This window comes from Microbulbifer variabilis (assembly GCF_052468405.1).
The window spans coordinates 4,426,698-4,453,425 of record NZ_CP174343.1 but is presented as its reverse complement, the minus strand read 5'-3'; the positions used below and the strand labels follow the sequence as shown (position 1 = coordinate 4,453,425).

Annotated in this window: 31 protein-coding genes and 1 tRNA gene; 16 read left to right on the top strand and 16 right to left on the bottom strand. The window is 50.9% G+C overall.

The features are described from left to right. Positions 1-21 precede the first annotated feature (21 nt). The 3 genes from ACJJJB_RS20195 (at position 22) to ACJJJB_RS20185 (ending at position 2,703) form a co-directional block, all read left to right on the top strand. Positions 22-1,173 (top strand): PilT/PilU family type 4a pilus ATPase, encoded by a 1,152-nt coding sequence (locus tag ACJJJB_RS20195; RefSeq protein WP_020413680.1) that lies wholly within the window; start codon positions 22-24, stop codon positions 1,171-1,173. A 163-nt stretch (positions 1,174-1,336) separates the two neighbouring features. Continuing rightward, positions 1,337-2,092 (top strand): SDR family oxidoreductase, encoded by a 756-nt coding sequence (locus tag ACJJJB_RS20190; protein ID WP_020413681.1) that lies wholly within the window; start codon positions 1,337-1,339, stop codon positions 2,090-2,092. Between the two features lie 11 nt (positions 2,093-2,103). Continuing rightward, a complete protein-coding gene (locus ACJJJB_RS20185) occupies positions 2,104-2,703 on the top strand; it encodes a LysE family translocator (RefSeq protein ID WP_020413682.1) in 600 nt (199 codons plus the stop codon). A gap of 11 nt (positions 2,704-2,714) precedes the next feature. On the opposite strand, the gene ACJJJB_RS20180 is transcribed toward ACJJJB_RS20185, so the two are convergent. Together ACJJJB_RS20180 and ACJJJB_RS20175 are read right to left on the bottom strand one after the other, a co-directional pair. Next, on the bottom strand, positions 2,715-3,461 hold the full coding sequence (locus tag ACJJJB_RS20180) for a LytR/AlgR family response regulator transcription factor (RefSeq protein ID WP_020413683.1): 747 nt from the start codon (positions 3,459-3,461) through the stop codon (positions 2,715-2,717). Then, entirely contained in the window at positions 3,458-4,615 is a 1,158-nt protein-coding gene (locus tag ACJJJB_RS20175; RefSeq protein ID WP_282951905.1) for a sensor histidine kinase, read from the bottom strand. The genes ACJJJB_RS20180 and ACJJJB_RS20175 overlap by 4 nt, the downstream gene beginning before the upstream one ends. Positions 4,616-4,705: 90 nt before the next feature. Here ACJJJB_RS20175 and argH point away from each other — a divergent pair, with 90 nt between their 5' ends. After that, positions 4,706-6,130: an argininosuccinate lyase gene (gene argH, locus ACJJJB_RS20170; protein WP_445365396.1), complete on the top strand. Its 1,425-nt coding sequence runs from the start codon at positions 4,706-4,708 to the stop codon at positions 6,128-6,130. 57 nt (positions 6,131-6,187) lie between these two features. On the opposite strand, the gene cyaY is transcribed toward argH, so the two are convergent. Continuing rightward, positions 6,188-6,514 (bottom strand): iron donor protein CyaY, encoded by a 327-nt coding sequence (gene cyaY / locus ACJJJB_RS20165; protein WP_445365395.1) that lies wholly within the window; start codon positions 6,512-6,514, stop codon positions 6,188-6,190. Between the two features lie 106 nt (positions 6,515-6,620). Here cyaY and lptM point away from each other — a divergent pair, with 106 nt between their 5' ends. The 4 genes from lptM (at position 6,621) to ACJJJB_RS20145 (ending at position 10,071) form a co-directional block, all read left to right on the top strand. After that, on the top strand, positions 6,621-6,896 hold the full coding sequence (gene lptM, locus ACJJJB_RS20160; RefSeq protein ID WP_020413687.1) for an LPS translocon maturation chaperone LptM: 276 nt from the start codon (positions 6,621-6,623) through the stop codon (positions 6,894-6,896). Then, entirely contained in the window at positions 6,893-8,146 is a 1,254-nt protein-coding gene (gene lysA, locus ACJJJB_RS20155) for a diaminopimelate decarboxylase (protein ID WP_282951908.1), read from the top strand. The genes lptM and lysA overlap by 4 nt, the downstream gene beginning before the upstream one ends. Positions 8,147-8,374: 228 nt before the next feature. Beyond that, complete coding sequence (gene dapF / locus ACJJJB_RS20150; protein WP_445365394.1) at positions 8,375-9,205, top strand: diaminopimelate epimerase; 831 nt, start codon at positions 8,375-8,377, stop codon at positions 9,203-9,205. Positions 9,206-9,333: 128 nt separating this feature from the next. Further along, complete coding sequence (locus tag ACJJJB_RS20145) at positions 9,334-10,071, top strand: DUF484 family protein (protein WP_020413690.1); 738 nt, start codon at positions 9,334-9,336, stop codon at positions 10,069-10,071. 82 nt (positions 10,072-10,153) lie between these two features. Here the strand turns inward: ACJJJB_RS20145 and ACJJJB_RS20140 are convergent, their stop codons facing one another. From ACJJJB_RS20140 to ACJJJB_RS20120, 5 genes are all read right to left on the bottom strand, one after another. After that, positions 10,154-10,378, bottom strand: a complete 225-nt coding sequence (locus tag ACJJJB_RS20140; protein WP_282951910.1) for a hypothetical protein — start codon at positions 10,376-10,378, stop codon at positions 10,154-10,156. Between the two features lie 380 nt (positions 10,379-10,758). After that, the gene (gene glnK, locus ACJJJB_RS20135) at positions 10,759-11,097 is read right to left on the bottom strand and encodes a P-II family nitrogen regulator (RefSeq protein WP_020413692.1); all 339 of its coding nucleotides are present in this window, start codon (positions 11,095-11,097) and stop codon (positions 10,759-10,761) included. An 85-nt stretch (positions 11,098-11,182) separates the two neighbouring features. After that, positions 11,183-12,442, bottom strand: coding sequence for an ammonium transporter AmtB (gene amtB / locus ACJJJB_RS20130; RefSeq protein WP_282951911.1), 1,260 nt, complete (start codon positions 12,440-12,442; stop codon positions 11,183-11,185). Between the two features lie 55 nt (positions 12,443-12,497). Then, the gene (locus ACJJJB_RS20125; protein WP_020413694.1) at positions 12,498-12,836 is read right to left on the bottom strand and encodes a P-II family nitrogen regulator; all 339 of its coding nucleotides are present in this window, start codon (positions 12,834-12,836) and stop codon (positions 12,498-12,500) included. A gap of 51 nt (positions 12,837-12,887) precedes the next feature. Next, complete coding sequence (locus tag ACJJJB_RS20120; RefSeq protein WP_445365393.1) at positions 12,888-13,601, bottom strand: TorF family putative porin; 714 nt, start codon at positions 13,599-13,601, stop codon at positions 12,888-12,890. Between the two features lie 442 nt (positions 13,602-14,043). Here ACJJJB_RS20120 and ACJJJB_RS20115 point away from each other — a divergent pair, with 442 nt between their 5' ends. The 5 genes from ACJJJB_RS20115 (at position 14,044) to ACJJJB_RS22165 (ending at position 16,883) form a co-directional block, all read left to right on the top strand. Beyond that, positions 14,044-14,286 carry an accessory factor UbiK family protein gene (locus tag ACJJJB_RS20115; RefSeq protein ID WP_020413697.1) on the top strand — a complete coding sequence of 81 codons (243 nt, stop codon included), beginning with the start codon at positions 14,044-14,046 and terminating at the stop codon, positions 14,284-14,286. 31 nt (positions 14,287-14,317) lie between these two features. Beyond that, the gene (locus ACJJJB_RS20110) at positions 14,318-15,814 is read left to right on the top strand and encodes a YifB family Mg chelatase-like AAA ATPase (RefSeq protein WP_282951913.1); all 1,497 of its coding nucleotides are present in this window, start codon (positions 14,318-14,320) and stop codon (positions 15,812-15,814) included. A gap of 140 nt (positions 15,815-15,954) precedes the next feature. Continuing rightward, a complete protein-coding gene (locus ACJJJB_RS20105; protein ID WP_282951914.1) occupies positions 15,955-16,242 on the top strand; it encodes a putative quinol monooxygenase in 288 nt (95 codons plus the stop codon). A gap of 6 nt (positions 16,243-16,248) precedes the next feature. Next, positions 16,249-16,689 carry a MarR family winged helix-turn-helix transcriptional regulator gene (locus ACJJJB_RS20100; RefSeq protein WP_444902362.1) on the top strand — a complete coding sequence of 147 codons (441 nt, stop codon included), beginning with the start codon at positions 16,249-16,251 and terminating at the stop codon, positions 16,687-16,689. Beyond that, complete coding sequence (locus ACJJJB_RS22165) at positions 16,593-16,883, top strand: putative antibiotic biosynthesis monooxygenase (protein ID WP_507021917.1); 291 nt, start codon at positions 16,593-16,595, stop codon at positions 16,881-16,883. Before ACJJJB_RS20100 ends, ACJJJB_RS22165 begins: the two co-directional genes overlap by 97 nt. Positions 16,884-17,001: 118 nt before the next feature. Here ACJJJB_RS22165 and ACJJJB_RS20095 read toward each other — a convergent pair whose 3' ends face one another. From ACJJJB_RS20095 to ACJJJB_RS20065, 7 genes are all read right to left on the bottom strand, one after another. Beyond that, complete coding sequence (locus tag ACJJJB_RS20095) at positions 17,002-18,243, bottom strand: amidohydrolase family protein (protein WP_445365392.1); 1,242 nt, start codon at positions 18,241-18,243, stop codon at positions 17,002-17,004. A gap of 150 nt (positions 18,244-18,393) precedes the next feature. Beyond that, a complete protein-coding gene (bla, locus tag ACJJJB_RS20090; protein ID WP_445365391.1) occupies positions 18,394-19,257 on the bottom strand; it encodes a subclass B3 metallo-beta-lactamase in 864 nt (287 codons plus the stop codon). A gap of 10 nt (positions 19,258-19,267) precedes the next feature. Next, on the bottom strand, positions 19,268-20,230 hold the full coding sequence (locus tag ACJJJB_RS20085) for an alpha/beta hydrolase family protein (RefSeq protein ID WP_445365390.1): 963 nt from the start codon (positions 20,228-20,230) through the stop codon (positions 19,268-19,270). A 125-nt stretch (positions 20,231-20,355) separates the two neighbouring features. Continuing rightward, positions 20,356-20,931, bottom strand: a complete 576-nt coding sequence (locus ACJJJB_RS20080; protein WP_353375766.1) for a GNAT family N-acetyltransferase — start codon at positions 20,929-20,931, stop codon at positions 20,356-20,358. Positions 20,932-20,959: 28 nt separating this feature from the next. Next, on the bottom strand, positions 20,960-21,445 hold the full coding sequence (locus tag ACJJJB_RS20075) for a GNAT family N-acetyltransferase (protein ID WP_282951921.1): 486 nt from the start codon (positions 21,443-21,445) through the stop codon (positions 20,960-20,962). A gap of 15 nt (positions 21,446-21,460) precedes the next feature. Further along, entirely contained in the window at positions 21,461-21,913 is a 453-nt protein-coding gene (locus tag ACJJJB_RS20070; protein WP_445365389.1) for a YaiI/YqxD family protein, read from the bottom strand. Next, complete coding sequence (locus ACJJJB_RS20065; RefSeq protein ID WP_445365388.1) at positions 21,910-22,134, bottom strand: DUF3565 domain-containing protein; 225 nt, start codon at positions 22,132-22,134, stop codon at positions 21,910-21,912. The genes ACJJJB_RS20070 and ACJJJB_RS20065 overlap by 4 nt, the downstream gene beginning before the upstream one ends. Before the next feature lie 153 nt (positions 22,135-22,287). On the opposite strand from ACJJJB_RS20065, the gene rep reads away from it, so the two are divergent. After that, complete coding sequence (rep, locus tag ACJJJB_RS20060; protein WP_353375769.1) at positions 22,288-24,321, top strand: DNA helicase Rep; 2,034 nt, start codon at positions 22,288-22,290, stop codon at positions 24,319-24,321. Between the two features lie 78 nt (positions 24,322-24,399). On the opposite strand, the gene ACJJJB_RS20055 is transcribed toward rep, so the two are convergent. Then, complete coding sequence (locus ACJJJB_RS20055) at positions 24,400-24,819, bottom strand: c-type cytochrome (protein ID WP_020413711.1); 420 nt, start codon at positions 24,817-24,819, stop codon at positions 24,400-24,402. A gap of 189 nt (positions 24,820-25,008) precedes the next feature. Between ACJJJB_RS20055 and ACJJJB_RS20050 the strand changes: the two genes are divergently transcribed. Both ACJJJB_RS20050 and ACJJJB_RS20045 read left to right on the top strand, forming a co-directional pair. After that, a tRNA-Arg gene (locus tag ACJJJB_RS20050) sits at positions 25,009-25,085 on the top strand. Positions 25,086-25,669: 584 nt separating this feature from the next. Further along, a complete protein-coding gene (locus tag ACJJJB_RS20045; RefSeq protein WP_445365387.1) occupies positions 25,670-26,653 on the top strand; it encodes a DNA cytosine methyltransferase in 984 nt (327 codons plus the stop codon). The last annotated feature ends 75 nt before the right edge of the window (positions 26,654-26,728 follow it).

The window sequence follows — 26,728 nt, the reverse complement described above, 5'->3', positions numbered from 1 at the left end:
AAATAAACGCGGTAAACACCCATGGAAATTGAAAGACTCCTACAACTGGTTGTAGAGAAAGGTGCATCGGACCTGTTTATCACCGCAGGCATACCACCCTCGATCAAACTGCACGGACGTGTTGTACCCTGCAGCAGTACCTCGCTCACACCAGAGAAAGCACGCGAACTGGTGGTGGGCACCATGAATGAGAAGCAGCGACGCGAATTCGCTGAACAAAAGGAACTGAACTACGCCATTGCCGTACGCAACGTAGGTCGCTTCCGGGTCTCGGCATTTTTCCAGCGCAACCTGGTGGGCATGGTGCTGCGTCGTATCGAAACGAAGATTCCCACGATTGACGGGCTTGGCCTGCCGGATGTACTCAAAGAGCTGGCGATGACCAAGCGTGGCCTGATTATTTTTGTAGGTGCAACCGGCACTGGTAAGTCTACCTCCCTTGCCTCGATGATTGGCCACCGCAATGAGAACTCCAAAGGCCATATCATCACTATTGAGGACCCGATTGAATTTATTCACCAGCATCGCGGCTGTATCGTAACCCAGCGTGAAGTTGGCCTGGATACAGAGTCCTTCGAAGTGGCCCTGAAAAATACCCTGCGTCAGGCACCAGACGTCATTCTGATTGGTGAGGTACGCTCCCGCGAGACAATGGACCACGCCATTGCCTTTGCCGAAACCGGCCATCTGTGTCTCTGTACCCTGCATGCCAACAACGCCAACCAAGCCCTGGACCGTATCATTCACTTCTTCCCGGCAGACCGCCACCAACAGTTGTTTATGGATCTGTCGCTGAACCTGAAAGCGATGGTGGCACAGCAACTGGTGCCAACACCTGACGGCGATGGCCGCCGGGCCTGCCTGGAGGTTATGATCAATACCCCGCTGATGTCGGACCTGATCCGCAAGGGCGAGGTACACAAAATGAAAGAATTGATGAAGCGTTCCGGCGAACAGGGTATGCAGACCTTCGACCAGGCCCTGTATGAACTCTACGACCGCGGCGAGATTACCTACGAGGATGCCCTCGCCCACGCTGACTCCTCCAACGACTTGCGCTTGATGATCAAACTCAAGTCCGAGTCCGATGCGGAATATTTGAATAGTGCCGCTGGCGAATTAAGCCTGCAAAATGATTCGGAATACGGCGATGGTGGCCCGCAACTGTATTAAAATTAAAGCCCATTAAGACCGATCTCATCCAGGGGCACTGACAGCGCTGCCGTCAGTGCCTCCTCCGTATTTTTCAGATACCCTCCCTCATTCTTTAACAACAAAAAAAATCAAAGGTACCCCTATTTATTCCCAATAGTTCCCCCTTTTCAGGAGTTGCAAAGTGCCCCTTAAAAATAATATTGCCTTAGTCACCGGCGGAAGCCGTGGGATCGGTGCCGCAACGGCACGATTACTTGCCCAGCATGGATACCATATCGCCATCAGTTATCGGGAGAGAAAAGACTCGGCCGAAAGCCTGCTGAATGAACTCAAGGCCTTAGGTACTAAAGCAATCGCCGTACGCGCTGATATTTCATCAGAAGCCGATATCACCCACTTATTTAATGAAGTAGACCGGCAACTCGGCCCCCTTCAATACCTGGTGAACAATGCCGCGACACTCAAACCCCAAATGCGCGTTGAAAAAATGGAAGCGGAGCGAATTAACCAGGTACTTCGAACGAATGTTACTGGCACCCTACTTTGCTGCCGCGAAGCCATAAGAAGAATGTCGACCAAACAGGGGGGCAGCGGTGGTGCCATCGTCAATATTTCTTCTGCTGCCAGCCGCTGGGGCTCACCCAACGAATATATTGACTATGCAGCGAGTAAAGGGGCAGTAGACACCTTGACCATCGGGCTAAGCCAGGAACTTGCCAGCGAGGGAATCAGGGTAAATGGAGTACGGCCAGGTTTGATCTATACAGAGATGCATACTGCTGGCGGAGAACCAGATCGGGTGGAGCGGCTAAAATCTACGACCCCTCTAAAACGAGGGGGACTGCCAGAAGAAGTGGCCTCTGCGATAGCTTGGCTTTTAAGCAATGAATCGTCGTTTACCACTGGCTCATTTATTGATGTCGCAGGTGGGAAATAGGGCAAGAGTTTATGTTAGAAGCATTATCTTCACTGATTGCAGCCACAGGCCTGTTACTCGGCTCTCCCGGCCCCGCACCACTCGCTCTGGCAGCTTCAGGAGCAACCTTTGGAGTGAGGCAAAGTACCGGTTTCCTTATCGGTATCCTGCTTGGGTTATGCGTAGCCATTGTCGGTGCCACTGCCGGTGTAGCCGCCCTGCTTTCTGCCTGGCCCGAGGCTCGTTTGACAGTGCAGATATGTGGAGCACTTTACATTGGCTATATCGCATTCAAAATTGCCACGGCACCGGTACTGGTTCAGGAACAGTCGGCAGCAGCCCAACCGCCATCCCTTTTGGATGGGTTTATTTTTAATCTGCTCAATCCAAAAGCCTACGCCGCTTTTTTTGCGATCTTTTCCCAGTTTCTACTGCCTATCGAAGAGAGCGGTTTCAGCTATCTTGCCACAGGATTGGTCTGCTTGATTGTCGCTGCTGTAGTGGATTTTATCTGGCTATACCTTGGGGGCAGCCTGCGGCCAGTTTTCCACAAACCAAAACAAGCGAGAGTAATCAGAGTGAGCTTTGCTCTATTGATGGTAGCTGCAGTACTGTTTGTTTTTCTGCGTTAAAAACTGAATAATCAGCATATCTCCGTAATTAGTGCTTTTACAGAAGGCAGCATGCGTCGGCTTACCAGCGGCGCCTCTGCTACACCATCCAACTCCACCCGATAATTTCCACCCTCCCTGCGCAAACCGGCGATATATTCCACAGCGACCAGGGCGCTGCGGTGTACGCGCACAAAGCGATCGCCGAACTCACTCTCCAACTCCTTAAGGGACTCATCCAAAATTGTTTCGCCGGCAAGATGGTGAGCTACCACATATTTACTATCGGCAACCAGGCAACGGATCGTATCCACTTCCAGTAATTCCACTCCCCGGCGGCTGACAGCTTTGATGCGGCTTCGATGATCGGATGCTTCTGATTCCTGCTCTTCCAGCATTTTTTGTTGGGGTTTGCTGAGGCGCTGTACCTTCGTAATAGCCTGGCGCAACAGCTCTAAAGTGACCGGTTTTAACAAGTAGCCCACTGCTGAAGTTGCGAATGCCGGCAAGGCAAATTCATCGTGGGCAGTGCAAAAAATAACTGCCGGTGGGCATTCGCGAACAGATAACTGTTGTGCCAATTCCAAACCACTGCCACCGGGCATTTCGATATCTAGCAATACAAGGTCCGGATCAAGTATCTGCACCTGCACTAGTGCGGTTTCAATATCGGCTGCCTCACCGATCACTGTGCAGTTATCGATCGCGGCCAATTGCCGCTGTAGGCGCGCACGGGCCAGGGGTTCATCGTCGACAATCAGGACTCGCAGCTGGGTCACTCCATCACCTCGGCTTTTCTAGTGGTAGATACAGCGGCCTTTGTCTCCCGCAGAGCCGCCTCCCGGGGAAACAAGGGTAGCTGCAGGGCCACTCTGTAGTGTCCATCCTCCCGACAGGCGGTAAACATAAAGCGATTGCCGTAATAAGCGGACAGGCGTTGGCGGATATTTTCCATCGCCATGCCATTATTTTCCCGGGAGGTGTGCACAGTTTCCTGGGGCAAGGGGTTTTCGATAGCAATCCTGAGAACACCACTTTCAACTTCAACTCGTACGTTGATTTCCCCACCTTCACGCAATTTAGCCACGCCGTGTAACACCGCATTTTCAAGCAGGGGCTGTAGCAACATACTGGGTAACTGGATGTCATTCAGTCCTTCACCCAATTGCCATTCTTGTCTCAGGCGATCCCCCAGACGCAATGCCTCGATCTCCAGGTAGCGCTGCGCCAGCAAAATCTCCTGCCGTAAAGGCACCAGTTTTGGATCGGCTAGGCTGGCCCTGAACAGAGCACACAAATCCTCTACCAGTCGTTCGGCACGATCTGGGTCCACAGCGATCAGGCTGGCCAAGCTATTCATACTATTAAACAGAAAGTGGGGACGGATACGGGATTGCAACGCCTCAATACGTGCGCCGAGCTCAGCTTGTTGCTGGTTATATAACTGCTGCTGCAAATAGGCGTAGCGCAAAACCACCCCAGAGCAAATGGCCCCCAGCAAGCAATCACTGGCCAGGCCCCACCAATCGAAATCAGCCTGTAACAGCAGTACGCGCAGATAGCGCTGTATTCCCATCACGCTTATCAATACCGCCAGCACCGCTATAAAGCTGATAGCACCGGCGCGCTTGTGCGAGAGCTTGGCCAAAAGGGGGCGCAGGCGGCAGAGTACAGCTGCAGAGGGCAATATCACCCACTGGATAACCAGGGAGATCAACCCCAGGCGCTGCCAGCTGAATTCTCGCAACCCATCCAGCGCCAATACCAGCACCAGGGCCAACAGTTCTCCCATCAGCACCAGTGCTGCCAGGGAAGTGACGCTGCACAAATCCGGCAGGAAAGGCAAAATACCAGGAAGCGCAGAATCCTTGTTATCAGTATCAGTTTTTCGAATTTTCTGCGATATAATGCCTGCCGGCCTGGAGTTTGACATGCAATTGTTATTCTTGACTGTCCCTAACGTTTAAAGCGCAAGATACCACCAAGCTCCCCGGCCTTTCACCTCACTGCAGCCAGGAAAACCATGAGCAACGAAAAAGCCCCCACCGATTCCGCCAATAACCCGGCCGCCAAACTCTGGGGAGGCCGCTTCAGTGAAGCCACTGATGCCTTCGTAGAGAGGTTCACCGCCTCAGTCACCTTTGACCAACGCATGGCATTGGAGGATATCCAAGGCTCTCTCGCCCATGCCCAGATGCTCTCTGAGGTAGGGGTATTGAGTGCAGATGAATATCAAAAGATCGCCCATGGCCTGAAGGAAATAGCAGAGGAAATTAAGGCAGGGGAGTTCCCGTGGTCAGTGCAGCTGGAAGATGTGCACATGAATATCGAGGCGCGCCTGACTGAGCGCATCGGTGCCACCGGTAAAAAACTGCACACTGGCCGCTCCCGCAACGATCAGGTAGCAACGGATATTCGCCTATGGCTGCGGGGGCGCATCGATAGGATTGCAGGCGAGCTAACCCGCTTGCAAACCGGCCTGGTAGCGCTGGCGGAACGCGAAGCGGGCACTATTATGCCGGGCTTTACTCACCTACAGAGCGCTCAACCGGTGACTTTTGGCCACCACCTACTGGCCTGGAACGCCATGCTTACCCGGGACTATGAGCGCTTGATGGACTGCCGCAAGCGAGTCAACCGCTCTCCCCTGGGTGCAGCCGCACTGGCCGGCACCAGTTACCCTATTGATCGCGCACGCACTGCTGAATTACTCGGTTTTGATGCCCCGACCGAAAACTCTCTGGATTCCGTCAGCGACCGGGATTTCGCCATTGAATTCTGCGCTTTCGCCGCGCTGCTGCTCACTCACCTTTCCCGAGCGAGCGAGGAGCTGGTCCTTTGGACTTCGAGCCAGTTCGATTTTATTGATCTACCGGATCGCTTTTGCACCGGCTCCTCCATCATGCCACAGAAGAAAAATCCGGATGTGCCTGAGCTGGTACGCGGTAAAACCGGCCGTGTAAACGGGCACCTAGTCGCCTTACTGACTCTGATGAAAAGTCAACCGCTGGCATATAACAAGGACAACCAGGAGGATAAAGAACCGCTGTTTGACGCCGCCGACACCGCTCTGGATTGCCTGCGCGCGTTTGCAGATATGATACCGGCTCTCAAGGCGAAAAAAGACAATATGCTGGAGGCGGCCGCCAAGGGCTTTTCCACCGCGACGGACTTGGCGGATTACCTTGTACGCAAAGGTGTTGCCTTCCGTGATGCCCATGAGATCGTCGGTCAATCAGTATCCTTTGCCATTGAACAAAACAAGGACCTGGCTGAACTAAGCCTGGAGCAACTACAACAATTTTCTGCTGAAATCAGCGAGGATGTATTTGAAGTGCTCACCCTTGAGGGCTCGGTGGCCGCCCGTGACCATATCGGTGGTACCGCACCCAATCAGGTACGTGCGGCCTGTGCGCACGCACGTGAAGCAATCAAACAGCGCTGTTAGTGGATTTGAAGTTAAAGCCCGGCTTTCCGGGCTTTCTAAAAAGCCAAATTACTGCGGTTAGGGCCCCAGCCCCAAGCTGACCTCTTCGCCCTGCTGCTCACTCAGCACACGATCAAGCAGAGTGGCCAGATCCTCCCCGGTAGTGCCGCATTTCCAGCCGGGGTTTTCAAAGGCCAGGTGATAACCGCCGGATTTAGCTGCCACCCACAATTCGCGACTGGCCGACTGGCGAGAGAGAATCACCTGGCTTCCATTATCCTCCAGCGTAAGAGTTAAAACCGACCCACTACGCTCGTAATCGATGTCCCAATCACACTCATCCAGAGCATCCTCTATCGCCATCAGGCTCCGCTCAATGGCCGCTTCGTATTCCGCTTGGCTCATCTTTTGTTACTTCTGTTACCGTCTACTGTGATGAATTTATTCGGCCGCTATACTATCAGGCTTTTGCCGAACACCGCTTCGAAAGCCCGAGCGCAGGATGTCACCCATGCCGAAAAAAATACTTCTCCCGCTCCTCACGCTGCTAGGTGCCTCCGCACTGATTGCAGGCTGTGGCCAGAAGGGCCCGCTGTACTTACCTCAGGCACCGGCAGAGCCCGCGCCGAGTATTACTACTGGTCCGCCCAATACGGCGCCTACCAGCAGCACTGCAGTGGAGCCCAGTGGACCAGCCATTGAACCGGCCGGTGAAGCTGTGCCTGAACCATTAGGAGAAGAGCCGCTGTATGAAGAATACCCAGAGGAGCAAGAAACTGAGAAATGAGTGAATTCAGTTATCGCAACGGCAGCCTTTGGGCTGAAGACGTCTCCCTCGAGCAGGTTGCCGAGCAATTCGGCACTCCCACCTATGTATACAGCCGCGCTCATTTTGAGCGGCAATACCGGGCCTATGCCGATGCCCTGGGCAACCATCCCGGCCTGATCTGCTACGCGGTCAAGGCTAACAGCAACCTTGGCATACTCTCATTACTGGCTCAGCTGGGGTCAGGCTTCGATATCGTCTCTGGCGGTGAGCTGGAGCGTGTATTACTGGCAGGCGGTGATCCCTCACAGATAGTCTTTTCCGGTGTGGGCAAAACTGCCAATGAGATGCGCCGCGCGCTGGAAGTGGGTGTGCACTGCTTCAATATCGAATCTGAAGCTGAATTGCTGCGCCTGGAGCAGGTAGCTGCCGAATGCGAAACCGTCGCCCCAATTTCCCTGCGCGTAAATCCGGATGTCGACGCGCAAACTCACCCCTATATCTCCACCGGTCTCAAGGAAAACAAATTCGGCATCGCTATTGATTGTGCCCTGAAAGTCTATCTAGATGCAGCCAAGTCCCCCCACTTGAAAATAATTGGTGTGGACTGCCATATCGGCTCTCAGCTCACTGAAGTCGCACCTTTCCTCGATGCCCTGGATCGACTCCTGGTTTTGGTAGATGACCTCGCCGATAAAGGCATCCAATTAGAGCATTTGGACCTGGGCGGCGGCCTGGGCGTGCGCTATCGAGGTGAAGAGCCCCCACCGGTGGCGGATTACCTCGAGGCAGTACTTAAGCGCATTGGCGATCGCAATCTCGGCTTGGTCCTTGAACCAGGGCGTTCAATCGCCGCCAATGGCGGTGTGCTTCTGACCCGCATTGACTATCTAAAGCGCACGCAGGAGCACAATTTCGCCATCGTTGACGCGGCAATGAACGATAATCTGCGTCCGGCCCTGTACCAGGCCTGGCAGGATATAGTGCCGGTGACCCCCGATCACGGGGAAAACGCCATGTGGGATATCGTCGGGCCAGTATGCGAAACCGGTGATTTCCTCGGCAAAAACCGGGCCCTGACTCTACGACAGGGTCAGCTGCTAGCCATGCTCTCTACCGGTGCCTACGGATTTACCATGAGTTCCAACTACAATAGCCGGCCACGGGCAGCGGAAGTGCTGGTCGACGGTAGCAACACCTACCAGGTAAGGGCGCGGGAAAGCTTTAGCGACCTGGTGCGGGGAGAAACCCCGGTACCGGAGAAAGCCTGATTCTTTGTGGCGAAATAGATGTCAAAATAAAGATTTTAGTGCCACCATCTCTGGGGGCTACGCGAACACCCCACAGACAGGCTGTTCGATACTTATAAAATCTCGACATATTGGTAATGCCAATCGATGGTGACCAGTTGGACCAGGAAACACCTGTGTCGCCACGGCATATTCGAGCCTGAGAGGCATCCATATCCGTCAGGTACACAAAATCATTAGAGAAATGGAATGCGCGTTAAATTCAGCAAGATGCATGGGCTTGGCAACGATTTTGTGATGCTCGACGGCATCAGTCAAAGAATCAAACTATCCCCCGACAAAATTCGTCGAATTGCCGACCGCTGCCTGGGCATTGGTTGCGATCAGGTTTTACTGGTGGAATCTCCCCGCGACCCCGATGCAGACTTCCGCTACCGAATATTCAACGCCGATGGCAGTGAAGTGGAAAATTGTGGAAATGGCGCGCGTTGCTTCGCCCGATTTGTGCGCGACCGCCGCCTCACCGGCAAGAAGCGTTTAAAAGTCGAAACGGCCGGTGGCATCCTGCAACTTAAAGTCATGGATGGCGACCAAGTAAGCGTCAATATGGGCGCACCAGTGCTGGAGCCGGAACAAATCCCCTTCAGTGCCGATCGCTACGCTGACAGTTACCCCATTGATGTCCTTGACGAGACATATACCATCGGTGCCGTATCTATGGGCAATCCCCACGCGGTACTGCTGGTTGAGGATGTACAGCAAGCCCCAGTTGACCAGTTGGGACCGCTAATTGAAGATCACCCGCGCTTCCCACAAAAGGTCAACGTGGGCTTTCTACAAATCGACTCCCGTGACGAAGCGCAACTGCGTGTGTTTGAACGAGGGGTGGGAGAAACTCGTGCCTGCGGCACCGGTGCTTGCGCGGCAATGGTTTATGCCCACCAGCGCCGGCTTGTGGATGAGAAGGTTGAAATTCACCTTCCCGGTGGCAAGCTGACAATTCACTGGAGTGGGCCAGGCCAGCCGGTTACTATGACCGGGCCCGCAACAACAGTTTTCCACGGGCAAATCATTATTTGAATAATTTTGCGGGCAAGATGGCGGCTATCCGACCTCCCGGGGAACTCTGTAGTACCTTTCGATAGTGGGTCCTTACCCACTGGGACTGTCATTTCACCCAAAACCCGCGCCAATAATGTAAATGGACCATGATGGAACAGACAGACGCCAATCAGAGCTCTGAAGAGATTGTCGCCGGCAGTCACAAGGAAACACAGCGGGATGACAAGCTTCTAGCTCGGCAGGTGGCTCGCTACCTGATGCAAAACCCCGAATTCTTTGTCGACCGGATGGACCTACTCGAAACCATCAAGCTACCGCGGGAAAATGGGAAGACCGTGTCTCTGATGACACATCAAACCAACCTCTTGCGAGAGCGCAATATTGAAATGCGCCAGCGCTTGGACCAACTACTGCACAATGCCCGTGACAACGACCAACTCTTCTTTAACAGCCGCCGCCTGATCCTAGCCCTTCTTGAAGCTCAGGACATCGGCGAAGCAACAGACGCTCTCTATTCCAGCTTTGCTAATGATTTCAATGTGGAATTCACCAACCTGACCCTATTTGGGCCACTACCCAGTGCCCGCAGCCTGGGACAGGTACAAACCAGCTCACACGCAGGTGCAGAAACGGCAATTGGAGGAATTTTGCGTAATGGTCGCCCAGTATGTGGTGCCTTACGCCCCGGCGAGAAAGAATTCCTTTTTGGTGAAAGCTGGCAGGATGTCGCTTCCGCGGCGGTGGTTCCCTTAGGTAACCAGTTGGGCGTGCTCGCCGTTGGCTCTTCTGACCCTCAGTACTATCGATCAAGCCTCGGCACCCTGTTTCTTTCCTACATTGGCGAAGTATTAGAGCGCCTGCTGCCCAGTCTGATGGGGCGCTGAAACGGCACCTTCCAAAGCCCGGGAGGATCTTTAAAAAGGAATTGCCGCCATCCTCACTGCAGGGGCGGCAATCCCTCAGGCGCTAAATAGGGCGACTGCCGTATTTAGGCTGCGGTTTACGCGGGGGATCGGCAGTAACTTCCGGGTCAATTTCACTAATTGCCCCGCCGCTGGCGAGAAATTCCTCCACATCCGTGCTCAACTGGCTTCTGGCACGTTCACGGGAGGTAATAGAGCGTTCTTCGGCAAATTCCTCAGACTCTTTGCTGCGGGAGCTCTTGCCTTGATCTTCATAACCATCTTTCATAGCAAAACCCTGTAACCCTTACTCCTGTTACAGAGGGAGTACCTCTGTGCCGCCCCTTCCCGCGGCGAGAATGAAACCGAAAGCCACAATCTGTGGCGATCCCCTACCGCATCAAAGCGGCGATTAATATATAGGCACTCTCGATCTGAGCCGCCAGCCACAAGCAGCCGGTACAGTAGAGTTTTTTGTTGGGACAAAAACCGGGGAATATTACGGTTTGCTATGGGGAATTTAGCGACAATACGGCAGCCCACCATTGCAAATAACCTAAAGGCATCTAGGAGGACTAAGGTTTTGAAATAACAAAGCCCCGGAAGGGGCTTGTATAGGCACCAGACACAGATGGCCTGAGAGAAGAGAATAACTAAGTTTGCTGCCGATTAAACAGCCTCAGATCCGGTTTCGCCGGTCCGAATACGGATCACTTCTTCCAGTGCTGTAATAAAGATTTTTCCATCACCAATCTTCCCGGTCTGTGCAGCTTTGGTAATCGCTTCAACAGCAGAGTCCACCATATCGTCGTCGACCGCTAACTCCAGCTTAACCTTGGGTAGAAAATCCACCACATACTCAGCGCCACGGTAGAGCTCCGTATGCCCTTTCTGGCGACCAAAGCCCTTTACTTCAGTTACTGTCATCCCCTGAACCCCAACCTCAGACAATGCGGTACGCACGTCATCCAATTTGAAGGGCTTTACAACGGCCGTAATCAATTTCATTTCTTGTATTTCCCCTGATTTGTCTTCTTTGCGGGAACCTCAGTCAGATAGCGCCCCTACATGGGGCAGTATCGTCGCAGGACAACTATTTGCTCATAAATTCCGGGTAAGCTTCCATACCACATTCAGCCAAGTCAACACCCTCTTGTTCTTCATCTTCGCTGACACGAATACCGGTCACCAACTTAAGCAGATACCACACGGCAAAGGAAGTGACAAAAACCCAGAAGAAAATAGTCAATGCACCAACGAACTGGCCAATAAAAGAGGCACCTTCATTGGTCACTGGAACCAATAACAGACCAAGCAAGCCGACAACACCGTGCACAGAAATAGCACCAACCGGATCATCAATTTTCAACTTGTCCAAAGTGATAATAGAGAAAACTACCAGGACTCCAGCAACCATACCGAACAGGGTCGCCTGTAACGCAGTCGGCGTAGATGGTTCTGCAGTAATAGCCACCAAGCCGGCCAAGGCTCCATTCAACAACATAGTGAGATCAGCCTTCCCAAATAGCAGGCGGGCAGTAATTAGTGCGGCTATAGCCCCACCTGCTGCAGCGGCATTGGTGTTGAGAAATACCATAGCCACAGAATGCGCGCTGGCTGCATCTCCCAGCTTCAACACGGAACCGCCATTAAAACCAAACCAGCCCATCCACAAAATAAATGTACCAAGGGTTGCCAGCGGCAAGTTTGCACCGGGAATGGCATAGACCTGCCCATTGGGACCGTACTTACCTTTTCGGGCACCCAACAGTAGAACACCTGCCAGCGCGGCAGCAGCACCAGCCATATGAACAATGCCGGAACCGGCAAAGTCAGAGAAGCCAAGATCACTCAAACTGTACAGTCCAAATACATCTTTGCCGCCCCAGGTCCAGGAACCCTCAAGCGGGTAAATAAACCCTGTGAGCACTACAGCAAATGCGAGGAAGCTCCACAGCTTCATGCGCTCTGCAACGGCACCAGATACAATGGACATTGCGGTAGCAACAAATACTACCTGGAAGAAAAAGTCGGAAGCACCGGAATATACCGAGTCCCCTTCAAAGCCATTCTTGGCAGAGTCGGCCAATACACCTTCAAGACTAAAGGCCTCTATGCCTGCAAGCATCCAGCTGCCATCATACATAATGGCGTAACCGGTCATCAGATACATAATGCATGCAATTGCAAATAGCGCGACATTTTTAGTCAGAATTTCAGTGGTGTTTTTTGAGCGCACCAGGCCTGCTTCTAACATGGCGAAGCCTGCAGCCATCCACATCACTAGTGCACCACACATTAGAAAATAAAACGTATCAATTGCATATTGCAATTGAAATACTTGATTCTCCATTTCTCTCTCCGTTTAATTCTTAGAATTTTAAAATTATTTATTGATTATTACTGACTCAAATAGCTTCACTACCGGTCTCTCCAGTACGTATGCGAACCACCTGTTCAAGATTAGCCACAAAAATTTTGCCGTCGCCGATTTTTCCGCTTTGTGCACTGGAGCCAATTACTTCCAATGCTTCATCCAGTTGCTCCTCAGTTACAGCAATTTGCAACATGGTTTTAGGCAAAAAATCCACTACATACTCTGCGCCCCGATATAATTCTGTATGGCCTTTTTGCCGGCCAAATCCTTTCACTTCACTGACTGTAACGCCTTTAACACCGGCCTCTCGCAGAGCATCCCGCACTGAATCCAATTTGAAGGGCTTGATAATTGCAGTAATCAGTTTCATGGATCTCCCCCACAAAAAAATAATGCCCGCTAACAATTGCGGGCGTTTTTATTACCAGGCGTAGGTTGCTCCAGCGAGCAAGGTGGGTTCACACCAGTCGGTATCGAAACACTCTCTGTCGCTCACATCAGTGCCAACAAAAGCAGCGCTCAGAGTAAGGCCGCCAAAATTTTTACTGAGAGTTGCGGAGTAATCGATATAAGAGTCGGATTCGTACAGAAATATTTCTTCATCAAATAGGTTTAAACCAACATGAAGGTCTAAACTAAAATCAGAAGGCAAAGAAAAGCTGTAACCTGCATATGGATAATAAAAATTGCCTGAATCGGCCCAATAATCATCTGAATATGCAAAACCTAATGTTAGATCGGAGAAGGTTAGGCTTCCATAGATCTCTTGATAATCTTCATCGCGACCACTTCCATGATAGGCGTAATAAATATATCCAATATCATAGCTTATAGATTCATTAATTTCTGTGGAGTAACCACCGTAGAAATCTTGCTCATAATCAGTTTCATCACTGCCATAATCAAAATCCACTTGGGAAGCCCAGGTACCCAAATAAAAGCCATTGCCAACATCCAGATCCATTCCAGCCTGAATTACTGGCCTTCCATCACTTTGACTAATACCTCGAAACTTGTAATCTGAAACCAATCCAGCATTAACACTGAAACTTGGATCACTTTGCTCGGCAAAAGATATATTGCTAATAGCTAGTGCTAGGGCAGCGCCAGAGAAGGCAGTGGCGATTTTGTTCATTTTAGTTTTCACCTTTAATCCTCCAAGATTTATTAAGTCTGAAATTTTTTGATTCTTGAAATGGCGCCGCCTGCAACCAGTCCTTTACTGTCGGGTATGACAGAGGGTCTCTTGCGTCTTGTGAACCGCTACTTTCCCGGACTCCCAGTGATCGTAAATGGCACACCTGCCCTGACTGTTTGCAGAGTTGATGCCAAAGCCGCAGCACTCAATAAAATCAATGAGTTAGATAAGAAAATGAGAAATTGAAATAAATACGAACAGAGCGCCCGCAAACCAGTGCGCACCAAGATGGCTCCAATTGTCGGTATATGCACAGAAGTGGGGAGTTCCTGCAGGAGCAAAGTTCAGAATAGTGCACCTTTAGGCAACTGTTGCGGCAAAACTCTGTGGGTTACAATCCAGTGCCAAAAGATATGAATTACTCAGTAAGGAGTTGCCTGTGGCTGCGGATAAACTGCAACAGCTACTGAAAGAACTGCAACAACAGGGCGCAGTGGTCAGCAATGACCTACGCAACGCTTTGGAAGTGTCTCTGGATAAGCTACCGCTGGTATCCCAGCGCGAATTCGATACCCAGGTGGAAATATTGAGGCGCACCCGTGAAAAACTGGCGCGCCTGGAAGATAAAGTGGAAATGCTGGAGCAAGCTCTGGCACAAAGGGATAACCAAGCCGAAGACTGAACTCTCCGGCAACCATTTCAGGAATGAAATTGTGAGCCTCTCAGTAACCCATGCCCGAGCCCAGTTAGGGGTATCTGCCCCACTAGTTACCGTAGAGACTCACTTGGCCAATGGCCTCCCCGCATTTCATATAGTGGGCCTTCCTGAAGCGGCAGTGCGAGAGAGTCGCGATCGGGTGCGCAGCGCCCTGATCAACAGCCATTTTGAGTTCCCCCAGCGTCGTATCACAGTCAATCTCGCCCCCGCCGACCTTCCCAAGGAAGGTGGTCGCTACGATCTCGCCATTGCCATAGGCATACTCGCTGCTTCGGGGCAGGTTCCCGCTGAAGCCTTGGAAAACTACGAGTTTATCGGGGAATTAGCCCTTACCGGCGCTCTACGTGAAGTGAGCGGTAGCTTACCCGCTGCCATTGCCTGCTCGGCCGCCGGACGCAAACTGGTAGCTCCCCGGGAGTGCGGAGCTGAAGCAGCACTGGCTGAGGGTGAAACTCTAATCGCCAGCTCCCTGCTGCAGATCTGCGCGGAGTTGCATGGACGTGAAAGCCTGTCCCAAGCCGTAAAATCTCAGGAGGAGCCCACCATCCAGTGCGCAGACCTCGCAGATATTCGCGGTCAGCTTAAAGCCAGACGCGCCCTGGAAGTAGCCGCAGCCGGGGGGCACAACCTGTTGTTCTATGGCCCTCCGGGAACAGGCAAAACCATGTTAGCCAGTCGTCTGCCCGGTATATTGCCACCACTCACAACTGCCGAGTCGATTGAGGTCGCCGCTGTCTACTCCAGTGCCGGTATGCCTCACCAAAGCCAGAGACCTTTCCGGGCTCCACATCACAGCGCTTCACCAACCGCTTTGGTCGGTGGCGGCAGTACTCCAAAGCCAGGTGAAATCTCACTCGCCCATTGCGGAGTATTGTTCCTCGACGAGATGCCAGAATTTCCCCGTCACGCCCTGGAAATCCTGCGCGAGCCCCTGGAGAACGGTGAAGTGCGCATCTCCCGTGCACGCGCCCAGGTTACTTATCCCGCGAATTTTCAACTGGTAGGCGCAATGAATCCCTGCCCATGCGGCTACTTGGGTGAGCCCCGCTGTCGCTGCACTCCGGACCAGATAGACCGATATCGCAATAAACTGTCTGGCCCCTTGCTGGATCGTATCGATATGCAGATTGAGGTTGGTGCTATGAATGCTGTGCAACTGCAGGATGCAGCTCCTGGGGAAGCATCCGAAAGTGTGCGGGTAAGGGTTTGCGCTGCACGGCAACTACAGGTTCAAAGGCAAGGAAGTACCAACAACCTTTTAAAAGGGGCAGAGCTGGAAAAACACTGTACCCTGGGGGATAAAGAGAAACATCTTCTGCGCCAATCAGTGGAAAAACTGGGCCTTTCCGCACGCAGTTACCACCGAGTGCTCAAAGTGGCTCGCACCCTGGCGGATCTCGCCAAGCAAGAAACGATAAGCTCCACGCAGATTGCCGAGGCTCTGGCTTACCGAAACCTTGATAGACGCCAGGTGGCCAGCTCTTTCAATTAGTTAATTCCTATAGACCAGAATCCTGTCATTTAATGCTGATAGGTGGCATTTCCCTAGATTGCTACATCAGCCACTAACGGTTGACGTCTTTTGGGATATAGTTATCATGATAACTATATTGATACTTTGGAAAAGCGACTGTGAAAAGCCATCTATTTATCATTGCCAAAATCTCACCAAAGGCGGAGTTCTTCGAACAAGCCAGACGGGCAATCCTATCCATAGTTCCAAATACCTTGGAAGAGGAGGGCTGCCTGCAGTTTGCTGTACACCAGGATAAGAAAAGCTTGTTTTTATACGAAGAGTGGTGCAGCCAGGAAGACCTCGATAGGCATTACGCCATGCCCTACATCGTACCGATTTTTGAAGCTTATAAAGACTGGCTAAAAGAACCTGTAGAAATCAATAAGCTGGAAAGATTGGTGTAGCTCCCTATGTTTTTTCTTAAAGAACTACCTTCACAACAAATGGTGGAAGGCTATGCAAAGCAGTTTTCTGTAAATAACCCCAAAGCGATTCAGGATGCTCTCACCATAATGCGGGATGCGAGCCTGCTTTTGCGGGAGCTGGAAAGTTATTTTTCCGACCATGGGACATCCCAACTACGTTTTTTGATAATGATCGTTATCGACCGGGAACCGGAAAGAAATAGCTTACTGGTTTCGGAGATTGCAGAGCGTATCGATATTTCCCGGCCAGTAATGACGCGCACACTTAAAAGTATGGTGGAGGATAGACTCATCACCATGAAAGCAGATTCCAGTGACGGCCGGGCTAAATGTGTAGCACTCACTACAGACGGAAAGTACTTTTTACAAAAAATATTGCCCGGATACTTCCGGATGATATCCAATTTTATGGAAGGCTTAAAATAATGAATAAATCTATACTACATGCCCTGTGTATATGGGCATTGGTTTATCCGATTGTCACTCTTTTACTATTGGCAATAAAAGCACTGGATCTACAAATTGCGATAGGACTGAAATCTTTGATCATGACAGGAATTCTCGTCCCCCTAATGTATTTCTATCTTGTGCCAAAAGTACATCGCTTGTTGGAAAAGTAAATATAAAAGCAGAAGACGGATAGCAAATATAAGGGCTAAATCCCAGCTTGGTCATCAAGCTGGGGATATTCAACCAAGCTTACATTGGCCAAAGAAAAAATTCTGAGTATATTTATCGCTAATTACTACTGGGGGAACTGACTAATATATGCCCCTGCTTAACACCAATATAAATCTTATCGAGAAACCCAAGATCCTCCAGAGGGTTACCCTCTAATATTAAGAAGCTGCCCTCCGCACCTTCAGAAAACGAGCCCAAGTGGCGCTCTGGGAACATCCACTTTGGAGTATCCATAGTTAGGGACTTCAGCAATACTTCTCTCGGTGCAATATCCAGAGTATCCAGGTAACGAATTTCACGAAGCACCGTACCGGAGAAGTTGTCACTCCCCATTAATAAGGGTACGCCCGCATTGCGTAAACGAGAAAGATTATCTTTTTGAACCGTCTGGATTTCCTTCAATTCATCTTCAGGATAGCTATGCTCAGAAGGCACACTGGCAGTAGCAATCAGCTTGGTACCTTGCTTAGCAGCCGCAGCAATAACAGCATCGCTTAACACATAATCCTGTCTATCAAACCCTTCATTTCTTGCGATTCGATACCCGGGCAAATGACCCAAGATATCTACACCCGCTTTTATAGCTACCATGGCATCATGAGCGGTATCCACATGAGCCACTACCGGAATCCCCAATTTATGCGCACGCTCGACAATAACCGGCACCAGCTTAGGATTGAGGCCATTAACTCCAAGGTATTTCTTATCACCATGGCGCTCCTCAAACTTTTCACTGCCAACAAGTATAATTTTAATAAAAGAGGGATGGTTAGCTTCAACTTTCTCCCATATTTGATCTAGATCCCCTTTATCCTCTGCCACCATGACCATTTCCTGGGCGCTTTTTAATTCATCATTGGTGACATTTTTTTTACCATTTAAAATCACCCTTAGGGGATGGCCATCAGAAGCCGTTATGCAGTCTGAGGCAAATAAAACATCCATGGTATCTTCACCGCTAAACTGCGTTTCCAACCCCTTACCAAAGCTGCACATCTGCACACTGTAAAAAACTCCGGACTTCACTTGCAAGGCACCAAAATTCTTAATACCCCAAGGGTTTTGCAGATTGTGATTATGCCCCTCGGCATACGGTGGTACTACAAATTTTCCTCTGGCATCAATGATGTAATCAACTTCTTGTGGTCGAGTCTTGGTCAAGAGGCCATTATCATCAACAAACCAGATCGCTGGCTTAAAACCCATTCCATCAAACCACTTCCCCCCTTCAATGGCAAAGGTGTCAGCGTTGGCAACCTGCTGATATAGAAGCAAAGAAAAAATATAAGCCAATTTCAAAAAATAAAATTGAGATCCAGAATTCTTCTTAGGATACTTTTTGAATAATTTTGTAAACATCACATATTACTCTGCAATAACTATTACAATCTAAATCCAGTAGGGGACGTTAAAAATTTAACCATGTAATTTCATATGTCCAGAGAGATTCTATTGTGAATTACTTGCAAGTTTTTTCTCCAGATTTTTGCCAGCTTTAGCTGCATATTTCTCGCAGCTAACCGCTTTTTCCTGCTTAGCTGTATCACGAAACACCCATCCACTTGCGCCCGCATGAGGTGTGATAAGTAGGTCACAGGGTAATTTACGCACCCGTTCAAAGCTCATTCGGTAATCTTGAACAATATCGGGATAACGGAGATTATTGACCAACTGATAACCCGGAGCCGTAAGGCTATCTACATAAGCGATATCGATAACCTTACTATCAACAGTATCCTGCCAAGTCCAAGCCATACTGCCAGGAGTGTGCCCCGGAATAAAATGTACACGAAGTCGTAAGTCCCCAAGGACAACTTGCTCTCCATGATGCAGGATACGGTCCGCGTTTACTAATGGGTATAAAATTTGATCTGCAAAATGAATATCATTAGCGCCACCACGAGCCATCAATACTGCCGACTCAGCATTTGTCACTACCTGGGCGCCGGTAATACGTTTTAGCTCGGCCAGGGGACCAATATGATCTGCATGGGCATGACTGTGCAAAATTAATTTCAGGTCGGTGGGTGCAATTCCCAATCTGCGCATATTTCCCAATAAGTGCTCGGCCGTCTGCTCCATTCCTCCATCAATTAGAATCGCACCTTCTTTACCCTTTAGCAGTAAAGAAGTAATTCCCTGGGTACCTATCTGCCATGTATTATCCGCTATCTTTAGCGGCGCTACCGGCTGACGCCAGGATTCCGGCACTTTATAGGTATCCAGTTGCGGCAATACAGGGAAATTTTCTGCCATCGCAATACTGGAATAAGTTGCCATTACTATTACGGCTAATTTGATTCTTATATTCATCTATAGGTCTCTATTTCTTTTTTCTTGTATCGGAGATACATCCAGGAGCTCCATTCAGTACAGCGTCTTCAATCCAGCCAGTAATCCGCTCAAATACCTCACCTCGGTGATTGATCCCATCAGTATCTGTCATAAAGTGATCGTAACCAGAATACTCCCAATAAGTCAGCTCACAGCGCCCGGCGGAAACATAAGCATCTCTCGCTGCACGGCCGGAACTGACCGGAGCAGATTTATCCTCTGCGCCCTGAATCAACAAGACAGGGGCACGACTATCCAGTAAGTCATTGACCGGTACCCGATCAGCGACATCGGCCCACCAACGCATAGAGTTTCCACCCCAGATTTCCGCGCTTTTGGGGTTGGCTCGGGCATAGGCAAGTTTGACATCCACCTCTCTAGCGACATGGGGTGGAACCAAACCCTTTAACGCCTGGGCAAACGACTCCCCCAACCCACTTGAAAAGACCACTGCAGCATCTGGATTCAACCTGGGGGCCAATCGGGCAACAAGGTCACCGCCCTCGGAACCACCAAACAGGACCAGCTTGCCATTCCACCAATCGGCCCCGCGTAGTTCGTCAACAATTTGCTCAACATCTAGCGTACGCTGCTCAACAGTATGATTGGCTATGTATTCCTGAGAACAATCTTTAAATTGTTCTTCGGGGCTGTCGGTATGGGTTACTCCATATTTCTCTACCATTAACACGGCATAATCCACAGCCATCTCTTTGGCCTGCTGAAGAGTGGTGTTTTTAATTGCCGGTAAACAGCCAGAGCCCTGGGCCATCAGGAACAAACCAATTTTTCCTTTATTCGCTGGTTTTTCCAGAGACCAATAAAGTGATGAACCATCCGGGCGCTGACTGATTTTGAGAAAAGGTTCAGCAGATGCACTGAGATGAACAACCATTAGCAAAAGGCCAATAGCCGTTATAAAGATCGACTTAAAAGAAAACCACCATCCCATAGCGAGAACTCCCTATCCTCACCTGACATCGGAAGTGAGGAAATATCTGACTGGTTATTATTAAAAAGAGAGCGAACCTTTTTCGCCTTCCTATCCGAACCCAGCCAAGAGCATTTGTTCCCGGGTTAGTCGAAGCCAATTACATTAAATTTTTTCCAGTCACTGGCGCTTAGACGATATAGGCAGTGACGCAGTAAAGGACTTTCGCGGGGAACCTGCGGGTGCTCAAAAACGAGAAAATCCCTCTGCATACCCAAGCGTTCCATTACTTTTTGAGAACGAATATTTTGTAACGGCGTAAAAGATACCACCTCATTAAGACACAGAGAGTTAAAGGCTACATGAAGAGATGCCCGTGCCGCTTCACTGGCATAACCCTTACCCCAAAAGGGGCGAGCCAGTCGCCAGCCAATCTCTACCGCCGGGGCAAAGGGCAGGTTATCGGTCACATTTTTTATACCGACAAAGCCAAGAAACTCTCCGCTCTCCCTGAGCTCCAGAGCCCAGAAGCCCCATCCATACTTTTCTATATGTGCGCTACTACGATCGACACCCGCATCACTTTCTTCCCGTGTCAGTAGCGAAGGGAAAAACTCCATCACACTGGGATCAGCGTTCATTTCGGCAAACACGGGCTTATCTTCTTCCCGCCATTGGCGTAGCTGCAGACGCTCGGTAGCTGGTTGTATTAATTCAGACATCGGATAATCACAATTCTATTATCTGTTCTCACTGAAAGCCTTCAGCCGGTGCGACCATAAAATCACACAGATCAAGCCATTCGCGTTGTTTAGGGTAGGCAACTTGTATAAAACCCAACTTATCGTAGAGTCTGCGCGCCGCCAAATTAGTACGCAATACAAACAAAGAGCACTCTGCTACACCCAGGGCTTTGATACCGGTTTGTGCAATAAGTGTTACCAGTTCTCCCCCAAGGCCGGCCCCACGGTGATTTGGGGAGACAATCAGACGGCCCAAATGGCACCGGTCCAGGTGTTGGTAATATTGACCGAAGGCGAGCATTTCTCCTTCTCGATCCAGAAGAACATAGCTTGGCAACTCCGGCCACCGGCAGTCCTCTAGAAAAGATCCTTGATCGAACGGAAATCGGAAATTGGGGCCACCCCACTGTTGGCACTGCTGTTTATCCGGCAACCAGGACATCAACGTTGGCAGTTGCCATTCCTGTAATGGCTCCAGCCTTAAACCTTCCATGGCCATCCCTCCAGCCTATTTGCGACTTTTTGCCAACCACCGATCTAACTGATCGGCAAAGGCTTTGCGGTCCGCCTGGCTAAGCGCTGGCGGTCCGCCAGTATGAACGCCGCTGGAGCGCAGGGTATCCATAAAGTCCCGCATATTGAGTCGCGCGCGGATATTGGCTTTGGTGTAACTCTCTCCACGGGGGTTTAGGGCTTCAGCACCCTTATCGATCACTTCTGCCGCCAAGGGGATATCGCTGGTAATGACCAGATCCCCAGCCTCGCAGCGCTGTACTATCTCGTTATCCGCCACATCAAAGCCGGCAGTTACCTGCACAGAGCGGATATAGCGCGACGGCGGTACCCGCACCGCCTGGTTGGCTACCAGTGTCAATTCAGTGGCAGTGCGCTCGGCGGCGCGAAACAGAATTTCCTTAATAGCTACAGGGCAGGCGTCGGCATCAACCCAGAGTTTTGTCATGGTTGTACAACCTTTTCGAGCGTATCGGGCGGTGCGCCCTCATCGCATTTCTTGCAATTGAGCTGGAAACCCAGCATGGACTCGCGCCCCTCTTCAGTGATCACCCAGGGCCGATTGATCCAGGGGGGATTGTGGCGTACATGTTGAAAATGGCCACAGGCGAGCTCCGCCACCCAGTGATCCTCTTCATCCAGGTGGTAGCCGGCGATGGGTTGTTGCATGGGGTTACACAAGCAGGAAATAAGGCGCAGTTATAGCCAATCCCAAGTGCAAAGTACACATACGGTCGATCGTTCTCAGTGGTGCTGGGAGGATTCGAACCAAGGCTGCTAGAATCCCCCGCTTTCTCGCCACGCGAAGATGCAACCCCATCTATGACTCAACTCAATCCCCGCCAATCTGAAGCCGTGAAGTATGTCGATGGCCCCTGCCTGGTTCTGGCCGGCGCCGGCTCTGGCAAGACCAGCGTAATCACTCGCAAGATCGCCTACCTGATCGAGCAGTGTGGCTATGCCGCGCGCAATATCGCCGCCCTCACCTTTACCAATAAGGCGGCGCGGGAGATGAAAGAGCGGGTGAGCAAGCTGCTGGCGGGCCCGGATGGCAAGCGCTCCAAGGCGAGTCACGGCCTCACCGTGTCCACCTTCCACAACCTGGGGCTGAATATCCTGCGCAAAGAGTACCGCGCCGCCGGCTTTAAGCCCGGCTTCTCCATCTTTGATGCCGAGGATGCCCGCGCCCTCATCAAGGAGCTGATGCTGAGAGATGGCGACCTGGATACGGATCTGCTGGATCGGGTACAAAACCAGATCTCGAACTGGAAGAACGATATGCTCACCCCGCGCCGCGCCCTGGAGCAGGCACAGAGTCCCGGTGAGCAGGCTATCGCTATTGCCTATGACCGATACTGCGAAGCCCTGAAGGCCTACAACGCAGTAGACTTCGACGACCTGATCCTGCTGCCGGTGCAGCTATTCGACAAAGACCCGGAGCTGCTGCAACGCTGGCGCAAGAAAATTCGCTATCTGCTGGTGGACGAATACCAGGACACCAACAACTCCCAGTATCTGCTGGTAAAACTGCTAGTCGGCGGACGTGGCGGCCTCACTGTAGTGGGGGATGATGACCAGTCTATCTACGCATGGCGCGGCGCACGCCCGGAAAATATGAGCGCGCTCAAGACCGACTTTCCCAACCTGCGCCTGATCAAACTGGAGCAGAATTACCGCTCCACCAGCCGCATCCTTAAAGTGGCCAACCATCTGATCGCCCACAACCCCCACGAGTTCGATAAAGCACTGTGGTCCGATCGCGGCCTGGGTGAAGAGATCCGCATACTCAAGGTGGCCAATGAAAATGAGGAAGCCGAGCGGGTTGCCAACGAGATCTTCCTGCAAAAGAGCCGCCGCGGCTGCAAGTTTATGGATTTCGCCGTGCTCTATCGCGGCAACCACCAGGCGCGCCTGATCGAAATGAAATTGCAGGAACACCAGGTCCCCTACCAGATGTCCGGCGGTACTTCCTTCTTCGCCCGCGCTGAAATCAAGGATGTGATGGCCTACCTGCGCCTGTTGGTAAATCCGGACGATGACAATGCGTTCTTGCGCATTATCAACACCCCACGCCGCCAGATAGGCACCAGCAGCCTGGAAGCCCTGGGCAACTATGCCAAGGGTCGCGAAATCTCCATGTTTAAAGCCTGCTCGGAACTGGGCTTTAAGGAGCATATCAACGAACAGGGCTACGAGCGCCTGAACCGCTTCGCCCTTTGGCTCGAAGGGGTGCAACGCAACTGTCGCGATACCTCTGCCAATGGCGCCCTGCGTGAAATGTTAGAGGATATTGACTACGCCGGCTGGCTCTCGCAAAACGCCAGCAGCGAGAAGGTGGCCGAGAAGCGCATGGAGAATGTGTACTGGCTGCTGGAAAGCCTTAACAAGATTATGGAGGGCACCGACGATGAGCTGGAGCAGGATATCCGCTTGGAACAGGCTATCTCCAAACTGATCTTGCGGGATATGCTGGAACGCCAGGAAGAAGAGGAAGCCACCGATAAGGTCAGCCTGATGACCCTGCATGCCGCCAAGGGCCTGGAATTCCCCCACGTGTTTATGATCGGTATGGAAGAGAACTTACTTCCCCACCGCAACAGTATTGAGGATGACAATATCGAAGAAGAGCGCCGCCTCACCTACGTGGGTATCACTCGCGCCCAACGTACCCTCACCATGACCCTGGCGGGCAAGCGCAAACAGTTTGGCGAAACCCAGGACACCACACCCAGCCGCTTTATCGACGAATTGCCGGAAGAAGATGTGTTGCTTGAAGGGTTTGGTAAGGCGACGCCGGAGCAGAATCAGGCAAAGGGGGAGGAAACTCTGGGGTCTTTGTTGAGTATGTTTGATTGATGAGTATGATCCTGTCTATCAACCTTACAAACAAAAAAGGCCGCTTAATAAGCGGCCTTTTCGACAGTAAGTAGAAGATTACTTACTGTTATCCACCATGTAGTCCACAGCGGCTTTAATCTCACCATCGCTACAATCCATACACAAGCCCTTAGGCGGCATGGCATTGATACCCTTAATAGCATTGGTATAAAGAGTGTCCATTCCCTTGGCAATACGCGGTGCCCAGGCTGCAGCATCACCAAACTTTGGTGCACCTGCAATACCCATGGCATGACAAGTTGTACAGCTGGCATTGTAAACAGCCTCGCCGCTACGTTCGCCACCACTTGCGCCCTCAGGAGCCGCCGCTACTGCTGCCGCGCACTCCTCACCTTTCATACAGGTCTCACCTGCCGGAGCAATGCGCTCTGCAATTTCTTCATTAACAGACTGCTGGGCCACTGCCGCAGCTGCACTGACGGCCAGTACCGCCACAATACCCAAAATACTCTTCATACTATTCCCCCAAAGGACCGAAGTGAGATGGCCCGTAGACTATCGATTTACTGCCGCAAACTTCTACGCCGCGCATTATAAGCACTGCACCGCCCCCTGCCAAAGCTTACGTAACCTTGCCGCAAGTCCTTTCGCACACCCCTACCCTTCTGTATAATCCGCCTCCCACTGGCACAGATAGCCAATTAACCGCCCGTAGCTCAGCTGGATAGAGCGTCGCCCTCCGGAGGCGAAGGTCAGAGGTTCGAATCCTCTCGGGCGGGCCATATACAAAAAAGCCCGCTTATGTGGGCTTTTTTGTATATGGTTAACTCCCAGGGTTTTGTTCGAACTCAGGTTCGACTCGGAGGCAGCAAAGCTGCCGTAGAGCAGCGAGCCCAAAGGGCGAAGCTAATCCTCCCGCACACCACCCGCTTATGCGGGCTTTTTTTGTATATGGCTAACTCCCAGGGTTTTGTTCGAACTCAGGTTCGACTCGGAGGCAGCAAAGCTGCCATAGAGCAGCGAGCCCGAAGGGCGAAGCTAATCCTCCCACACACCACCCGCTTATGCGGGCATTCTTGTATATGGCTAACTCCCAGGCTTCGCTCGAACCCAGGTTCGACTCGGAGGCAGCAAAGCTGCCGCAGAGCAGCGAGCCCAAAGGGCGAAGCTAATCCTCAGGCCAAAATAGACAGTTAATCACCACCCCAAGTACCTCTCCCTTGTACTAATGAATCAGTTTCTCCCTGTATCAAAGAATCGAGTATTAAAGAACATACTATAAGAGACTCATTTGTCCATGCGATTTAAAGCAACAATCAAATAAACCTGGTAGTATTCCACCTCAATGAAATCGGGGTACTTTAGAATGGTTACTTTTGTTGATTTGTTTTGCGGTGGTGGCTTTGGTGGTCGCGGAGCAGTCAGTGCCAGAGCGAAGCCAATACTGGCAGTAGACGCTTGGGAGCTAGCAGCAAAAACCTATAAAAGTAACTTCCCCAGTGCAGAAGTTATTTGTTCTCCAATTGAGGAATTAAAGCCAAGTCAGCTCGCTAAACTCTATAAACCTGATGTACTCCTTACCTCTCCAGAATGCACCTCGCACTCCATTGCCCGCGGATCAAAACCTGGATGTGAAAAGAGCAAAGAAACCGCCATTGGAATTGTGCCCTGGATAAATGCTATGAAGCCTCGCTGGTTGATCGTAGAAAACGTCAATCGTATGAAGAAATGGGGACGACATAACGAATTAATATCCTCTATCGAGTCTCATGGATATCAAGTCAACGATCTTCTACTGAATGCAGCTGATTTTGGTACCGCCCAATCCAGAAAACGCATGTTTTTGATATGCGACAATGAGGGTACAGTTATTAATGAGAAGGACCTTAAATCTCTACACAACCGACGTAATAAAACAGCAAGAGATATCATTGATTGGTCAGGTAAATACAGATCAAACCCCTTATATAAAGATGGAAGAGCTCAAGCAACTATTGATCGCGCTGAACGTGCTATGGCAAAGCTTGGCCATAAGAAGGATTTCATTATTGTTTACTATGGGTCTGACTATGCAGGTGGATGGCAATCTCTTGATGTACCACTTCGTACTGTAACCACCATTGATCGATTCGGCCTTGTGACCTGGAAAGGTGATACTCCATACTTAAGAATGCTGCAACCACAAGAGTTAATGAAAGCAATGGGTACTGGCTCAAAACATGTACTTCCACATGGAAGCAGAAGAGATAAAGTTAAACTGTGCGGTAATGGTGTCTGTTCACCAGTAATGGAAATTATTTTCAAAAAAATTTCTCAAGTATATGCTAGTGAGTTGGAACTCGTCTCTTGAGTATATAGTTAGTTCAATGTGACCTTATTGAAGTATGGAATATTTCATCTACACTTAGAATACGTATAGGCATCG

Coding starts and splice junctions, on each gene's coding strand:
- ACJJJB_RS20125 (WP_020413694.1), bottom strand. CDS start 12,836: ATGAAACTGATTACTGCAATTATCAAGCCCTTCAAATTGGATTCAGTG.
- dapF (WP_445365394.1), top strand. CDS start 8,375: ATGCGCGTTAAATTCAGCAAGATGCATGGGCTTGGCAACGATTTTGTG.
- ACJJJB_RS20075 (WP_282951921.1), bottom strand. CDS start 21,445: ATGGAAGGTTTAAGGCTGGAGCCATTACAGGAATGGCAACTGCCAACG.
- ACJJJB_RS20185 (WP_020413682.1), top strand. CDS start 2,104: ATGTTAGAAGCATTATCTTCACTGATTGCAGCCACAGGCCTGTTACTC.
- ACJJJB_RS20120 (WP_445365393.1), bottom strand. CDS start 13,601: ATGAACAAAATCGCCACTGCCTTCTCTGGCGCTGCCCTAGCACTAGCT.
- ACJJJB_RS20175 (WP_282951905.1), bottom strand. CDS start 4,615: ATGTCAAACTCCAGGCCGGCAGGCATTATATCGCAGAAAATTCGAAAA.
- ACJJJB_RS20065 (WP_445365388.1), bottom strand. CDS start 22,134: ATGCAACAACCCATCGCCGGCTACCACCTGGATGAAGAGGATCACTGG.
- glnK (WP_020413692.1), bottom strand. CDS start 11,097: ATGAAATTGATTACGGCCGTTGTAAAGCCCTTCAAATTGGATGACGTG.
- ACJJJB_RS20055 (WP_020413711.1), bottom strand. CDS start 24,819: ATGAAGAGTATTTTGGGTATTGTGGCGGTACTGGCCGTCAGTGCAGCT.
- ACJJJB_RS20045 (WP_445365387.1), top strand. CDS start 25,670: ATGGTTACTTTTGTTGATTTGTTTTGCGGTGGTGGCTTTGGTGGTCGC.
- ACJJJB_RS22165 (WP_507021917.1), top strand. CDS start 16,593: ATGTGTAGCACTCACTACAGACGGAAAGTACTTTTTACAAAAAATATT.
- ACJJJB_RS20085 (WP_445365390.1), bottom strand. CDS start 20,230: ATGGGATGGTGGTTTTCTTTTAAGTCGATCTTTATAACGGCTATTGGC.
- ACJJJB_RS20140 (WP_282951910.1), bottom strand. CDS start 10,378: ATGAAAGATGGTTATGAAGATCAAGGCAAGAGCTCCCGCAGCAAAGAG.
- ACJJJB_RS20195 (WP_020413680.1), top strand. CDS start 22: ATGGAAATTGAAAGACTCCTACAACTGGTTGTAGAGAAAGGTGCATCG.
- cyaY (WP_445365395.1), bottom strand. CDS start 6,514: ATGAGCCAAGCGGAATACGAAGCGGCCATTGAGCGGAGCCTGATGGCG.
- ACJJJB_RS20070 (WP_445365389.1), bottom strand. CDS start 21,913: ATGACAAAACTCTGGGTTGATGCCGACGCCTGCCCTGTAGCTATTAAG.
- rep (WP_353375769.1), top strand. CDS start 22,288: ATGACTCAACTCAATCCCCGCCAATCTGAAGCCGTGAAGTATGTCGAT.
- argH (WP_445365396.1), top strand. CDS start 4,706: ATGAGCAACGAAAAAGCCCCCACCGATTCCGCCAATAACCCGGCCGCC.
- ACJJJB_RS20080 (WP_353375766.1), bottom strand. CDS start 20,931: ATGTCTGAATTAATACAACCAGCTACCGAGCGTCTGCAGCTACGCCAA.
- amtB (WP_282951911.1), bottom strand. CDS start 12,442: ATGGAGAATCAAGTATTTCAATTGCAATATGCAATTGATACGTTTTAT.
- lptM (WP_020413687.1), top strand. CDS start 6,621: ATGCCGAAAAAAATACTTCTCCCGCTCCTCACGCTGCTAGGTGCCTCC.
- lysA (WP_282951908.1), top strand. CDS start 6,893: ATGAGTGAATTCAGTTATCGCAACGGCAGCCTTTGGGCTGAAGACGTC.
- bla (WP_445365391.1), bottom strand. CDS start 19,257: ATGAATATAAGAATCAAATTAGCCGTAATAGTAATGGCAACTTATTCC.
- ACJJJB_RS20100 (WP_444902362.1), top strand. CDS start 16,249: ATGTTTTTTCTTAAAGAACTACCTTCACAACAAATGGTGGAAGGCTAT.
- ACJJJB_RS20145 (WP_020413690.1), top strand. CDS start 9,334: ATGATGGAACAGACAGACGCCAATCAGAGCTCTGAAGAGATTGTCGCC.